The following is a 12,263-nucleotide window of genomic DNA, read 5'->3' as shown; positions in this document are numbered from 1 at the left end:
TTGGGCTATGTCACAACGATGTGCTTCCGGTTATTCTGCATGGAGGATTATTTTGGCTCCTTTTTGCATGTCCATTAGTGAATGGGAAATGATGGGGTAATCTCCCTTTTCCTTGACAACAAATTCGACGATTGCGCTCCCACCGGGGGGAATGGTCACGGTTTGTTGCCCATGGAGCATGTCAGCGGGGTTTCCGTTTAGGTAGACACGGTCGAAGACTGCACCGATGACATGAAAAGCTGAAAAATGATTGGGACCGGCATTCACAATTTCCAAACGGATTCGTTCCCCGTTTCTGGCAGCAAGAGGTTTTTGCATGCTGAAATCTTTTCCGTTAAACACAACAGCTTGCGGAGTTCCGTTTTGCAGGGAATTAGAATTTGATTCATCATACCATTCGCTCTGTATCAAGGTGAACGTGCGATCCACTTGATTATCTGTCGGGTAACCGGATTTCGGTTTTACGATAATCATTCCAAACATCCCGTTTGCCACATGTTCCAACACCGGTTCAGTGTCACAGTGATACATGAAAATTCCGGGTGTATCCGTTGTATAGACAAATTCGCCTGACTTATTCGGCAGTATATTGGCAAAGTTTTTGGAAGGTGAGGCATTGACAGCATGAAAATCGACAGAATGAGGCATATTGGGGTCCAGGTTTTTAAATGATATGTGAAGTGTATCCCCCTGATTTACCTTTAAAATTGGGCCCGGAACCGTTCCGTTAAATGTCCAGGCCTGATGAATTATACCTGGGGCGATTTTCAGTTTTGTAACCTGAGCGGTCATTTGGATATACACATTATGGCCTTTTCGATGAATAACAGGTTTGATCGGATGTGAATATTTTTCTGTTTTTTTCGCGTATCTTATTGTCTGGTTCGAAGGATTAGTCGGCTCTTCGGTATTTAATGGGAAAAAATATAGTAATAAAAGTGTCAGGACTGTTGCCACAACACCTAATGCCAAAATATATTTTTTTCGCATCTTTATTCCCTTCTTCAAACTGGTTTATCTCATTCGTGTATGTGAAATGATGATCATATTGCTTTAACATCAATTGTTTATTATTAATACATACTATATTTTAAGGAGGTTGAAATCATCTCATTGTGATACAAATCACATACTGAGTCAGGAAAAGGCTCCAGCACCTCCAGCACCAAACGTCAGGGGTGGCAAGACTTTATCCAGACGGATGTTCTTTCTCTCCGCTGCGTTTGGTGCTTTTGCTTGGCACTGTTTTGAAGAGAGATTGGTTGCAACAACCGGTGGGTACAGGTGTGCATGAAAAAGGTTCTGATTAATTTGTCACTTTTAAAATCCCAATGATTTTTTGGCTTCGGGTGAAATCTTTTCAGGAGTCCATGGTGGATCCCAAACAACTTCGACCTCAACGGATTGAATCGCCGGATGCAAACTCAATGCCGTTTTGACACCGTTCGAGAGCGTGTCATGAAGCGGGCAGCCAGGAGTAGTGAGGGTCATTTTGATAAACACCTGATTGTCCTTGATATCAACATCGTAGATTAATCCAAGGTCGACGACGTTAATCCCCAATTCCGGATCATACACATCTTTGAGCCGTTCAATAATCTCTTCTTTGGTTACATTCATTCTTGATACATCCCCAATCAGTTTTTAAATACCAATCCGATTAACAAGATATAAAACAGACTGAATAACAAAAACAGAATGAAACCCCCATTAAAAAGAAACGATGAAGAGACAGCCATTCCCAGTGTGGTTGCCAAAAATGAGCAAGCGACCCCGTTAAGTCCCCAACGCACACGTTTTTCATCAATCATCTGGTGAAGCAGGGGAACTTTTTCTTTCCCTACATGAGAGCCATATTTAAATGTCCACCATAAGAACGGTACGATTTTGGACAGGTATCCGATGATCGTGAAATAAACCCAACCCCATAAGCTGATCCAGATACTCATGATGAAGATTTCCTGCCCCGGAATGAAGAAAACAGCCCCGGCCAATAAGAGAAGATATAGAGCCATGAGGGCATTGATCTTTACGGTAAAGGCGACTCCGGCTCCCGGATTTTTTTTGATTCCGGATTGACGGATCTGATACGTGGCATAAACAAAGGACAGGAAAGCCAACGCGAGCAAAACGACAGGAAATCTCAGAAAGAGATTATCGAGGCCGCCCAATGCGCTCCCCGTTCCCAGAAGGATTGCGAGGTTAAGGAGAACCAAGGCGGTTTTTTGTGCTTTTACGGGGTAGTTGTGAGAAATGGAAAACATCGGTAACAACTTATAGGTGAATCCCATGATCAGGTTTCCAAACCATCCGACAGCACCAAGCCAAATATGGGTCAACAGCAGATGATTATGGTTCACTCCCAATTGTCCGTTTGCAAAATCATAGCCCATAAGCATTCCGGTAAATCCCGTCAACATCAAACTGATGGACGCACAAAGAACATGAATTGTAACCGTGTTCCATTGCTTTGCAGAAACCAGTGTGATGACAACATTTACGGCGAAGAGCAAGATCGAAAGGAAAAGTATTACGGCAAAACAGGCGATCCAATTCGGATTAAATCGTGAAAAACCGAGGATCAGCCCCAGATGGCCGATCATAAACAAACAGTAGTGAATAAAACCCATCCATTTGCTAAAGAGCGATCGATTAACGACAACCGGAACCAGCTGATAGACTGCTCCCATTGCCACCATTGAGGACCAGCCGAGTACAAAAAGGTGCGTAAAGGCCCAGCCCGACGGATACCTGGGAGCCGTAAAATTTATATCGGAAAGTGATACAAGTGAAAGCAGGCAAAAGACGACCATTTCAAGAATACCCGTAATGATAAAGAGCAAAGGGAGCTTAAGAGATGATGCATGGCTCTGAGATTGCAGGTTTGCAGGACCGACAGTTGTATTCATAAAATGTTTCACTTCCCGTTGGAATGTGATTTGTAAATCGTAACTTCAGCAGAGCCATCATCTTTTTGATCGATTTTATAGGAATAGCCAAGACTATCCAATTCCTCCAGCAAATAAACGGGTACCCGATCATTCCATATTACAACCTGATCGCCCGGTTTGGCTTTTTCCAGTTGATTCAGCGTTCGAACCATGGGTTCTGGCGGAATCAGGCCGCGATTGTCAAGCCGGTGGATTTTTGGTTCCGGGTTGGTGCTGTCAGCAGAGATGTTTTCGTTGGCAGGAGATTCCCGTCCTTCTTTGTTCTTATAAAAAATGCAAATCCAATGATCTGCCTCTTTTTTTGTTGTTTCGCAGGCATATCCTTTTAATTTTAAAATGCGAATCAATGGAACCGGTTTAAAAGTTGTATGCAAAATCAGGCGATCTCCATCCTTTAGGGATTGAACAGCATCCATAATTTTTTTAAAGGGCTCTATTTTTTTTCTCAAGTCCTCGCGGACGTCCAGTTCGATGGATCGTAGTTCTTTCTGGTTCATTTCTCATTCCCCTCCTTTTGCCTATACTATAACGCAATGATTTGGGAAAATTTTGTGACCAAGATCACATCTGATTTTTTTCAGTGAAAGTGTTAAATATCACAGAAATTTTTTAGAAAGGTAATTTAAGATTGAATCAAAATTTATGAAAAGGAGTGAATGGAATGAGCGAAAGTTTTAAAGCAACAGTTGATGCCAGAGAATACCCGCCGCGGGACAAGCATCGTGTCATTTTTGAAACATTTGATGGTTTGAAATCAGGGGAGACAATGTTGTTATTGAATGATCATGACCCAAAACCCCTGTATTACCAATTTCAAATGGAAAGGCCGGACGGTTTTGGATGGGAATACTTGGAGGAAGGACCTGAGGTTTGGCGTGTAGCGATCAGCAAGAAAGGTTAATCCTGAAGTTCATCTGAAAAGGATATCCTTTTCAGATGAACTTTTTTTGGCTAGGTTCAAACTGTGGATTTTGTGTGAACAAACTTCTGTATGTGAAAATGATCACATATATACTCGTTTGCCGGGCTTATATTGGCTATAGAAACCTGGGAGTACGGGAGTAAAGTGATCAGGGAGATTTTCCGTTTGTGGGAGTTTTTTTAATGTATGACATTACCTGATTATTCAATGAGTTGGAGTGCGATCTTTTTATAGTTTGGGAGGGTTGAAACAATGCAAATGGTCAGGATCGAAGAAAATCATTCTGGAAAAATGAAGGTTTTAGATTTTAACAAAGGAGAGGTCATAAATATTCGGTTAAAATCAGGTGAAACCATTCCCCGTCATTATTTAAACTCTGATGCAATTATTTTTTTGATTCGCGGGGAGATCATGTTTAGTGTATATAATCAGCGGTTCAGGCTGAAACCGTGTTCATTGCTGCAATTAAGCCAATATGAAATTTATGAGATGGAAGCGATTTTTGATACGAGTTTGCTTGTGTTTAAAATTTAATTGTGAATGGGAATCCAAAGAGGATCGCTTAAATTTTCCACCGGGAAATTCGCCCGATCGACCAGGCGGAAATATTCCCCTCTTGCAGACCAGTAGTGACGTGTACGGAATATTGATGAAAATTCTAGAAAATTCATTCTTGTTGATAAACCATTCATCCAATGCCGTGGCTGGTAAATCCCCCCCTAGAAGTCTGATCATAAAGTTGTGATCATCTTAAATTCGTTTTCATCCGGGGTGTGAAAATAAATCGACAGAGCATATGGATTGTTTGCTCATACGTAAATTGATTCAACGAGCCCCGATCACGGCCGTTTCCGCAAGATGTTTCAATCCTCTTGCCCGAGGTGTATTCATTGATGCCGCCGGGATATTCAGTTCCGCTGATCGTTATTTCCTGGTTTCAATCCTCTTGCTAGAGGTGTATTCATTGATGCCACTTATGCGATCCGACCAAGTCGGCGTATGTACGCATGAGTTTCAATCCTCTTGCTAGAGGTGTATTCATTGATGCTTTGTGTCGCAATTTGAGACCCCCGGAGTCTCATTTGTTTCAATCCTCTTGCTAGAGGTGTATTCATTGATGCTTCATCCGACACAAAATCAGAGCGTGAGGCGGCAGGTTTCAATCCTCTTGCTAGAGGTGTATTCATTGATGCCACCCGTCACCAACCAAGCGGCGACGTTATCCATGACCGTTTCAATCCTCTTGCTAGAGGTGTATTCATTGATGCTTCCAGCCGCTCAATGCTAGAGCCTTTTCCCATTCCTCGTTTCAATCCTCTTGCTAGAGGTGTATTCATTGATGCGGCGTTCATGAGATCCTTTCTGATTATTGAGTTTGTACGTGATTTTCCGAACACCTTTCCGATTCATCCGGGTTTCGGACCGTTTTGACAGGATCTTCTCCATTCAAAAAGTCTGATTCCCCTTTGTTTTTGCGACCTTTGGCGTTTCCGAACATCCCTTGGATCTGTTTCGAAGCTTCCGGTGTTCGCAAATGATGGCAGGGATCTTCTTGCAGCACCTTACTGCTAATATAGCAAATGAGAAAACAAAAAAACAGAAAAGGGTAGAATTTTTCACTTTTTATTTTGAGATAACCGGTTCCGCTTGAAGATCCAAGTGAGAACAATCCGGATACAAGTCTAAAGGAGACCCGGCAACAGGTCTCCTTTTCCATTCAGTTTGATGTTTGGGAAAGTGTTGGCAATAAATGATTTTGAATCAAATGCGCCACCGCGTTGTCGTTATTGGAAGGGAGGATCAGCTGCGCATGGTTTTGCGCCTGAGGGTGGGCGTTTTTTACGGCAGCGGGCAAACCGGCAATCCGGAACATTGAAAGGTCATTTAAATGGTCCCCGACGGCCGCCGCCTGGCTTGGAGAAAGCCCGAGGGTTTTTAACACTTTCAGTAACGCATTCCCTTTGGAAGCTCCGGCTGGAAGAATTTCGAAATAATGATCCGCGGACAAAACGCAGTCGATCGGCAGATGGCTGTTCGCCCGGGACCATTGAACCAGTTCTTTCATCTCTTCCGTGTCTGCAACCGCGACCAATTTGACACAAACCACATCGTCGGGAAGAGAAGCGAAAGAGGGGAGCAGCTCAAGGGAAAAATCGGCATCGCTCCAGGCTTTGGTCAGTTCCCCGACCTGAGTGCCGTAGATTTTATCCGTACCGTAGACAAAAATATCAACCGATGAGGGCAATTTTTGCTCCAAATCCTTTAGAATAGATAGCATAAGCGAACGGGAGATCAAACAGACCGGATTCAATTGTCCGGTTGCCGGGTCGTAGATCATCGCTCCGTTATACAAAATGACGGGACAAGTCAGCTGCAACTGTTCGATGAATTTTATGCTTTCTTTGTAACTGCGCCCGGTAGCCAGTGTAAAGATCCCGCCATTTTCGCGGAACAGAGCAATGCTGTCTCTATTTTCAGCCGAGATTTCTTTCGAATCATTGAGAAGGGTGCCATCCAGATCAGATACGAGAAAGGGGTAAAACAATGATTTCATAAGTTCTGATCAACTCCTTTGCAATGCAAGTATAGCGAATTCGGATGAAGCGGGAGTTGAGGTTTTGTTCAATTATGGCAAAGTGATATGATTCCAAGAAGTATATCATAATTTTTCAGTTTCATATAGGGGAAAATTTGCTTAGGGGAAGAGTAGCATGGATTTACAAATGATCTTTCAACGGTATCGGAATTGCCGGATGTGTCCTTTACATACCCGCCGGACGCAAGTGGTAATCGGAGAGGGAAATCCCCATTCTCCGCTGATGATTGTCGGGGAAGGGCCCGGGGCGGATGAAGACCGGCAGGGGCGCCCCTTTGTCGGACGGGCCGGGCAGCTGTTAAATAAGATTTTGCAGGCGGCGGAGATTCCGCGGGAGGAAATTTATATCACCAACATTGTGAAATGCCGCCCGCCGGGCAACCGAACACCGCATGATGAGGAAATGGCCACTTGTATTCAGATTTTGCGCCAGCAATTTCTGGTGATTCGCCCCAAAATCATTGTCACTTTGGGATCGGCGCCTACCCGTGCCCTCATCGATCCCAGGGCGCGCATCACCAGAGTCAGGGGGAAATGGGTGGAGAAAAAAGGGGTTCGCTTTATGCCCACCTTTCATCCGGCTTATCTGTTGCGCAATCCGGCTGCGAAACGGGAAGCATGGGAAGATTTCAAGCAGATTCGCGACGCGTACCGGATGGTGCTGACACAAGAGAGAGGAGGAGGGCCAGCCAGATGGAAAGATTGAGTCAGATTTTGACACGAATTGATGGAAAAGGATACAAGGCATATAAGGATATTCAGGGAGAATACCGCTTTGGGAAATTCACCCTGTTTATTGACCACGTTCAGGGGGATCCGTTCGCTTCGCCTTCGCGCATCCGGATCAGAGTATCGCAGCGGATCACGAAACACCGTCCGGAATGGCTGAAAAACGCCTTGCGGCAGACAGCGCTGGAAGACTGGTGGGTGCGAAAATGGGCGGAGCGCATCGGACGTTTTTCCCGCCGGACAACAGGGACGGGGAAAAGCGGGCTGATTGCGATTGACCGTCCGGGCCAGCAGATATTGAAACGCGCGGCCGCGGTGGTTACTGCTGATCATCTCGAGGTGCGCCTTTCCGTCGGGTTGCCGGCTCGGGGCCGAACCGTGCTGGGAAAGCAGGCCCGGCAAATGCTTCTTGAGGATCTGCCGCAACTGGTGGATGAAACGTGTATCCTGCGGGAAGCGGATTTCCGCTCCATTGAAGCCAGAATGCAACTGGTCGACAACCAGCAGGCCATCCGGGAGGAGATGGACAGGAACGGCTGGGTTTCATTTGTGGCCGACGGTTCAATCCTGCCGCGAAAAAGCGGCATCAATGACCAGCCGCTCAGAGGCGAGTCGGTGATTCCGTTCAGAACCCCGCCTTCCTTTAAAGTGTCGATTGCCGTGCCGCATGGTGCCCCGATCACGGGGATGGCCATTCCGCGAGGGGTTACGTTGATTGTCGGGGGTGGTTATCATGGGAAGAGCACCCTCTTAAAAGCCATTGAACGGGGGGTTTATCACCATATCGAGGGAGACGGGCGGGAATATGTGCTCACCGTTCCCGATGCCGTCAAGATTCGCTCCGAAGACGGGCGGCGGGTGGAAAAAGTGAATATCTCCCCGTTTATCAGCCGGTTGCCTTTTGGGAGAGCGACGGAGCGTTTTTCTACAGACGATGCGAGCGGAAGCACTTCGCAGGCGGCCAATATCATGGAAAGTTTGGAGATGGGTTGCTCCTGCCTGTTGATGGATGAGGATACCAGTGCCACCAACTTCATGATTCGCGATGCCCGAATGCAGGCGTTGGTCAGCAAAGGAAAAGAGCCGATCACTCCCTTTATCGACAAAGTGCGCCAGCTGTATGAAGAAAAGGGAGTTTCGACGATTCTGGTCCTGGGTGGATCAGGTGATTACTTTGATGTCGCCGACCATGTGATCATGATGGATCACTATACCCCCTGTGATGTAACCGAAGAAGCAAAGGACATCGCCCGGTCTTATCAGCTTGCGCGTAAACGGGAAGGCGGGGAATCTTTTGGTGAGGTGACGCCCCGGTTTCCGCTGGCGGAAGGATTTGATGCCCATAAGGGAAGAAAGGAAAAAGCAGATGCCTTGGGCCTTGATACGATCCAGTTGGGCACCGGCCGCATTGATCTTTCTGCATTGGAACAATTGGTCGATCCCAGCCAGACGAGAGCGATCGCCCAGATCTTGCGCGTGCTGGGAGAGAAAGCGGACGGGAGCAAAAGTTTGCGCGAACTGATTGATGAGGTGTTTGCCGAGTTGAAGCAACAGGGCTTTGATGCGATTTCCCCGTATCGACGCGGGCATCACCCGGGTGATTTGGCCTTGCCGCGCAAGCTGGAAGTGGCGGGTGCGGTCAATCGCTTGCGTTCGCTCGAAGTGAGAGGAGAATAGTGAATGGATGAAGTGATCGTGTATACCGACGGTGCGTGTTCGTACAATCCGGGCCCCGGTGGCTGGGCAGCCATTTTGTTGCATGGGTCGCGCCGCAAGGAAATTTCCGGCGGGGAACGGGAGACCACGAACAATCGCATGGAGCTGACAGCCGTGATCCGGGCCTTGGAAGCCCTGAAAAAACCGTGCCGGGTGAAGGTACACTCCGACAGTGCCTATATCGTCAATTGTTTCAAGCAAAAATGGCATGTTAAATGGCAAAAAAACGGCTGGGTGACCGCCAGTAAAAAGCCGGTCGAAAACAAAGACCTGTGGCAGCGGCTGCTCGAACTGATGAAACAGCACGAGGTTGAGTTTATTAAGGTGAAAGGGCACAGCGACGTGGAATTAAATAATCGTTGTGATGAATTGGCCCGGGCTGCTGTTCCCAGATGAGGGTATGCAAACCGACCGATTGGTGTTATGATGGAATGTTGGATGTTCGATCAAAAATAAGGAGGTGGTACAGGTGAGACCCGACCAATTGAAGCAAAAATTGATCGAAAAAGCCAGGGAGATCGGAATTGACAAGATCGGTTTTGCCAGCGCTGACCCCTTTGTTGAACTGAAGGAGCGGCTCAGGGAAAGCCGGGAAAAAGGTTATGCTTCCGGATTTGAAGAACCGGATTTGGAAAAGAGGGTATGCCCCGAACTCTCATTGCCCCAGGTCAAATCGCTGATCGCGATTGCGCTCGCCTACCCCTCCAAATTAAAAAATCCTCCCCGTTCGGAACCGGGGGCATACCGCGGGATTTTTTGCCGGGCTTCCTGGGGGGAAGATTATCATGTCGTGCTGCGCGAGAAAATGATGCAACTGGAAGCTTATTTAAAAACGCTGGTGCCGGGTGTCCGGACGCAGGTTATGGTCGATACCGGCGCCCTGTCCGACCGCGCCGTCGCTGAACGGGCCGGAATCGGCTTTGTTGGCAAGAATACAGCGTTGATTACCGAGGAATTCGGTTCCTGGGTTTATCTGGGTGAGATGTTGACCGACGTTTACCTGCCGCCGGATGAGCCCGTTCTTGATGGGTGCGGTGATTGCACCCTTTGTATGGATGCCTGTCCGACGGGAGCGCTGGTCCAGCCGGGGCAGTTGAACGCCAAAAGTTGCATTGCTTATTTGACGCAAACCAAAGACTTGCTGCCCGATGCCTACCGGACAAAGCTGGGAAACCGATTGTACGGATGCGACACCTGTCAAACGGTCTGCCCCAAGAACCGCAAGCTGCATTTTGACCATCATGAAGCGTTCCGGCCGGATCCCGAGAAGGTAAAGCCGCTTTTAAAACCCCTTCTCACGATGAGCAATCGCCAGTTTAAGGAGAAATTCGGCCCGATGTCCGGTTCATGGCGGGGCAAAAAACCGATTCAACGGAACGCGATTATTGCCCTGGCTCATTTTAAAGACCGGACTGCGATTCCGGACCTGATTTCCCTTCTGCACGAGGATCCCCGCCCCGTCATTCGCGGCACTTCCGCCTGGGCTTTGGGGAGAATCGGAGGCGAGGAAGCCAGACAGGCATTGCTGAAGGCGAAACAGAAGGAACAGGAAGAAGAAGTATTGGCGGAAATTGATAAAGGATTGGACATGCTTGCGGAAGAATGCATCTGAAAGAAAAGCATGTGAAAAAGCGGCGTGATTTTGCCCCTTGAAGATGAAAGCTGCCCGTTTGCCGGGGCAGCTCTTTTTTTCTTAATAAAAGCCGCCCTCAATTGTGCGCAAAATCGGCGGGTTCAAAAAGGAGGGAGGATCGTTTTTCATCAATCATTGGATACAAAAGGATAGCGATGGATCAAAAACGAACTGATGATAAAGCAAGCAAATGCGAAAATGAAGTTGTATAATAATTGATTCCAATAGACAGATAGATGAAAAATACCATCCTGAAACATATCGAAAAATGACGGAAACATAACAGGGGAAAATTCTCTCAGGAAGATGCCTCGGAGAGATCCGACTCCCAGTATTAAAATGATTATTGTGATTATGATATGAAACGAAACTGAGTTTTTGAAAATCAAAGATGTCATTTGACTGAAAATGGAGATGGCGATCATGCCGGTAACAAGGATGAGAAAGATAAACATCATCAGGATGGGAGGGTCGAATTGCAATTTTAATGTCTTTAAATAAAACGATTGAGCAAAAGAGCTCCAACTTTTAGCTGCCGGGAAAAATAAAAAACCTACGATCAAATGGACAAACAAATACCATGTACAATACAGGATCACGATAATAGCAGTGGAAATGATCTTGGAACCCCACCACCCCTGACGCGACTTTATACGCGTAAGTACAAAAGTATCAAAGCCTCCTGTGACCCCCGTCAGATCGTACAGATAGAAAAAAATCGGAGAAATCATGCTGAACCATCCGATGAATTTCCATATGTGATCATGCGCAAAAAGCCCACCCGACGAGATCACCAAGTAGTCCCAGAGATTGGGGGATAACTGTGCTGCACTTGCAGTCACATGAAGAAAATTCACCTGTGCAAGAGCAAGAACGATAAATAAAACGGTTGTTATTAACAGATTTTTCAAACGAAGAACAAGTAACAAATTCAAGTGAATCAGTGTTTTCATACGATCCATCCTAAATTGATCGAGTTAAATTGATTCGTCTGAACAGTAATAATCCCAACAGGACTGAGAAAGTAAAAAGAAGAAAATGATATGTAAGTGACCAATGAGTCGTAAATCCAGGTGTGTTTACGATTAATTTATTTGGATACTGAGATAAAAACATCATCTGAGAAGTTGGGAACCATTTCTCAATTTCCCTCATTTTTAACCAAGCAACATATGACAGGATATTCATAAATGCCCCTGTTCCCCAAGTGAACACAGTGTTTCGCAAAATCAATGAAACCATAAGCAAAAATGTTCCATAAGCGGTTAAACCAAAAATATATAAACATTCGATCATGATCAGTACAAATGATGGAGAAGTCTCCTCTGTAAACAGTGAATGGGAACTCCATGTAAAATCAAGCGGCAAACCTGAAAGCAAACCTGAGATCAGATATATAGCAGTACATATCATTGTAAATAAAAAAGCACAGACAAATAAGACGCAGATTTTAGCCAGTAGCCAGGAGAGCCTGGATCTGGCACGTGTCAAAATTAATCCCGCATACCCATTGTTAAGATCACTCAGGATTAAATCCGCAACGAGAATCAGAAAAATGGAAGGAAGCATTACCATACAATTAAACTGTTGTGTCAATGCATTTATGATGTAATCCAGTACGTTCAGTGATTGAATTCCATTTCTGCGAGAGAAAAAATGACAAAAGAAAAATGATCACAAACACAACTAACCAGCGCCATTTTCGACGATAAAACA

At 46.0% G+C, this 12,263-nt stretch carries 12 protein-coding genes and 1 CRISPR repeat array; of the genes, 6 read left to right on the top strand and 6 right to left on the bottom strand.

What is annotated here, in order from left to right; genetic code table 11:
- Window positions 1-30 precede the first annotated feature (30 nt).
- The 4 genes from I8U18_RS07540 to I8U18_RS07525 all read right to left on the bottom strand — a co-directional run bounded on the left by I8U18_RS07540 (window position 31) and on the right by I8U18_RS07525 (window position 3,448).
- Window positions 31-792, bottom strand: coding sequence for a multicopper oxidase domain-containing protein (locus I8U18_RS07540; protein ID WP_198064646.1), 762 nt, complete (start codon window positions 790-792; stop codon window positions 31-33).
- Window positions 793-1,320: 528 nt separating this feature from the next.
- The gene (locus tag I8U18_RS07535; protein ID WP_198055490.1) at window positions 1,321-1,620 is read right to left on the bottom strand and encodes a metal-sulfur cluster assembly factor; all 300 of its coding nucleotides are present in this window, start codon (window positions 1,618-1,620) and stop codon (window positions 1,321-1,323) included.
- A gap of 17 nt (window positions 1,621-1,637) precedes the next feature.
- Window positions 1,638-2,690, bottom strand: coding sequence for a hypothetical protein (locus I8U18_RS07530; RefSeq protein WP_198055489.1), 1,053 nt, complete (start codon window positions 2,688-2,690; stop codon window positions 1,638-1,640).
- A 227-nt stretch (window positions 2,691-2,917) separates the two neighbouring features.
- A complete protein-coding gene (locus I8U18_RS07525; RefSeq protein WP_198055488.1) occupies window positions 2,918-3,448 on the bottom strand; it encodes a DUF2249 domain-containing protein in 531 nt (176 codons plus the stop codon).
- A gap of 164 nt (window positions 3,449-3,612) precedes the next feature.
- On the opposite strand from I8U18_RS07525, the gene I8U18_RS07520 reads away from it, so the two are divergent.
- The gene (locus tag I8U18_RS07520; protein WP_033100864.1) at window positions 3,613-3,852 is read left to right on the top strand and encodes a DUF2249 domain-containing protein; all 240 of its coding nucleotides are present in this window, start codon (window positions 3,613-3,615) and stop codon (window positions 3,850-3,852) included.
- A gap of 273 nt (window positions 3,853-4,125) precedes the next feature.
- A complete protein-coding gene (locus I8U18_RS07515) occupies window positions 4,126-4,407 on the top strand; it encodes a hypothetical protein (RefSeq protein ID WP_033100865.1) in 282 nt (93 codons plus the stop codon).
- A 326-nt stretch (window positions 4,408-4,733) separates the two neighbouring features.
- Window positions 4,734-5,216: direct repeats of the CRISPR family, unit length 37 nt; unit sequence GTTTCAATCCTCTTGCTAGAGGTGTATTCATTGATGC.
- 374 nt (window positions 5,217-5,590) lie between these two features.
- On the opposite strand, the gene I8U18_RS07510 is transcribed toward I8U18_RS07515, so the two are convergent.
- Window positions 5,591-6,427: an HAD family hydrolase gene (locus I8U18_RS07510; protein ID WP_198055486.1), complete on the bottom strand. Its 837-nt coding sequence runs from the start codon at window positions 6,425-6,427 to the stop codon at window positions 5,591-5,593.
- A 157-nt stretch (window positions 6,428-6,584) separates the two neighbouring features.
- Between I8U18_RS07510 and I8U18_RS07505 the strand changes: the two genes are divergently transcribed.
- From I8U18_RS07505 to queG, 4 genes are all read left to right on the top strand, one after another.
- Window positions 6,585-7,175 (top strand): uracil-DNA glycosylase, encoded by a 591-nt coding sequence (locus I8U18_RS07505; protein ID WP_198055485.1) that lies wholly within the window; start codon window positions 6,585-6,587, stop codon window positions 7,173-7,175.
- Window positions 7,163-8,875 carry an ABC-ATPase domain-containing protein gene (locus I8U18_RS07500; protein ID WP_033100868.1) on the top strand — a complete coding sequence of 571 codons (1,713 nt, stop codon included), beginning with the start codon at window positions 7,163-7,165 and terminating at the stop codon, window positions 8,873-8,875. The genes I8U18_RS07505 and I8U18_RS07500 overlap by 13 nt, the downstream gene beginning before the upstream one ends.
- A gap of 3 nt (window positions 8,876-8,878) precedes the next feature.
- Window positions 8,879-9,310 (top strand): ribonuclease HI, encoded by a 432-nt coding sequence (gene rnhA / locus I8U18_RS07495; protein WP_033100869.1) that lies wholly within the window; start codon window positions 8,879-8,881, stop codon window positions 9,308-9,310.
- Between the two features lie 73 nt (window positions 9,311-9,383).
- Complete coding sequence (gene queG, locus I8U18_RS07490) at window positions 9,384-10,526, top strand: tRNA epoxyqueuosine(34) reductase QueG (protein ID WP_198055483.1); 1,143 nt, start codon at window positions 9,384-9,386, stop codon at window positions 10,524-10,526.
- A gap of 984 nt (window positions 10,527-11,510) precedes the next feature.
- Here queG and I8U18_RS18190 read toward each other — a convergent pair.
- Window positions 11,511-12,143 (bottom strand): DUF2705 family protein, encoded by a 633-nt coding sequence (locus I8U18_RS18190; protein ID WP_198064645.1) that lies wholly within the window; start codon window positions 12,141-12,143, stop codon window positions 11,511-11,513.
- Window positions 12,144-12,263 lie beyond the last annotated feature (120 nt).

This window comes from Thermoactinomyces sp. CICC 10522, from assembly GCF_016055075.1.
Lineage (GTDB): Bacteria > Bacillota > Bacilli > Thermoactinomycetales > Thermoactinomycetaceae > Thermoactinomyces_A > Thermoactinomyces_A daqus.
Note: the sequence above shows the minus strand (reverse complement) of the source record. Positions and strands in the feature narration are given on the sequence as shown.

What these genes read in the sequence shown, in the direction of transcription:
- I8U18_RS07520 (WP_033100864.1), top strand. Translation starts at nt 3,613, where the DNA reads ATGAGCGAAAGTTTTAAAGCAACAGTTGATGCCAGAGAATACCCGCCG.
- I8U18_RS07510 (WP_198055486.1), bottom strand. Translation starts at nt 6,427, where the DNA reads ATGAAATCATTGTTTTACCCCTTTCTCGTATCTGATCTGGATGGCACC.
- I8U18_RS07530 (WP_198055489.1), bottom strand. Translation starts at nt 2,690, where the DNA reads ATGGGAGCAGTCTATCAGCTGGTTCCGGTTGTCGTTAATCGATCGCTC.
- I8U18_RS07540 (WP_198064646.1), bottom strand. Translation starts at nt 792, where the DNA reads ATGACCGCTCAGGTTACAAAACTGAAAATCGCCCCAGGTATAATTCAT.
- I8U18_RS07535 (WP_198055490.1), bottom strand. Translation starts at nt 1,620, where the DNA reads ATGAATGTAACCAAAGAAGAGATTATTGAACGGCTCAAAGATGTGTAT.
- I8U18_RS07515 (WP_033100865.1), top strand. Translation starts at nt 4,126, where the DNA reads ATGCAAATGGTCAGGATCGAAGAAAATCATTCTGGAAAAATGAAGGTT.
- rnhA (WP_033100869.1), top strand. Translation starts at nt 8,879, where the DNA reads ATGGATGAAGTGATCGTGTATACCGACGGTGCGTGTTCGTACAATCCG.
- I8U18_RS07525 (WP_198055488.1), bottom strand. Translation starts at nt 3,448, where the DNA reads ATGAACCAGAAAGAACTACGATCCATCGAACTGGACGTCCGCGAGGAC.
- I8U18_RS07505 (WP_198055485.1), top strand. Translation starts at nt 6,585, where the DNA reads ATGGATTTACAAATGATCTTTCAACGGTATCGGAATTGCCGGATGTGT.
- I8U18_RS07500 (WP_033100868.1), top strand. Translation starts at nt 7,163, where the DNA reads ATGGAAAGATTGAGTCAGATTTTGACACGAATTGATGGAAAAGGATAC.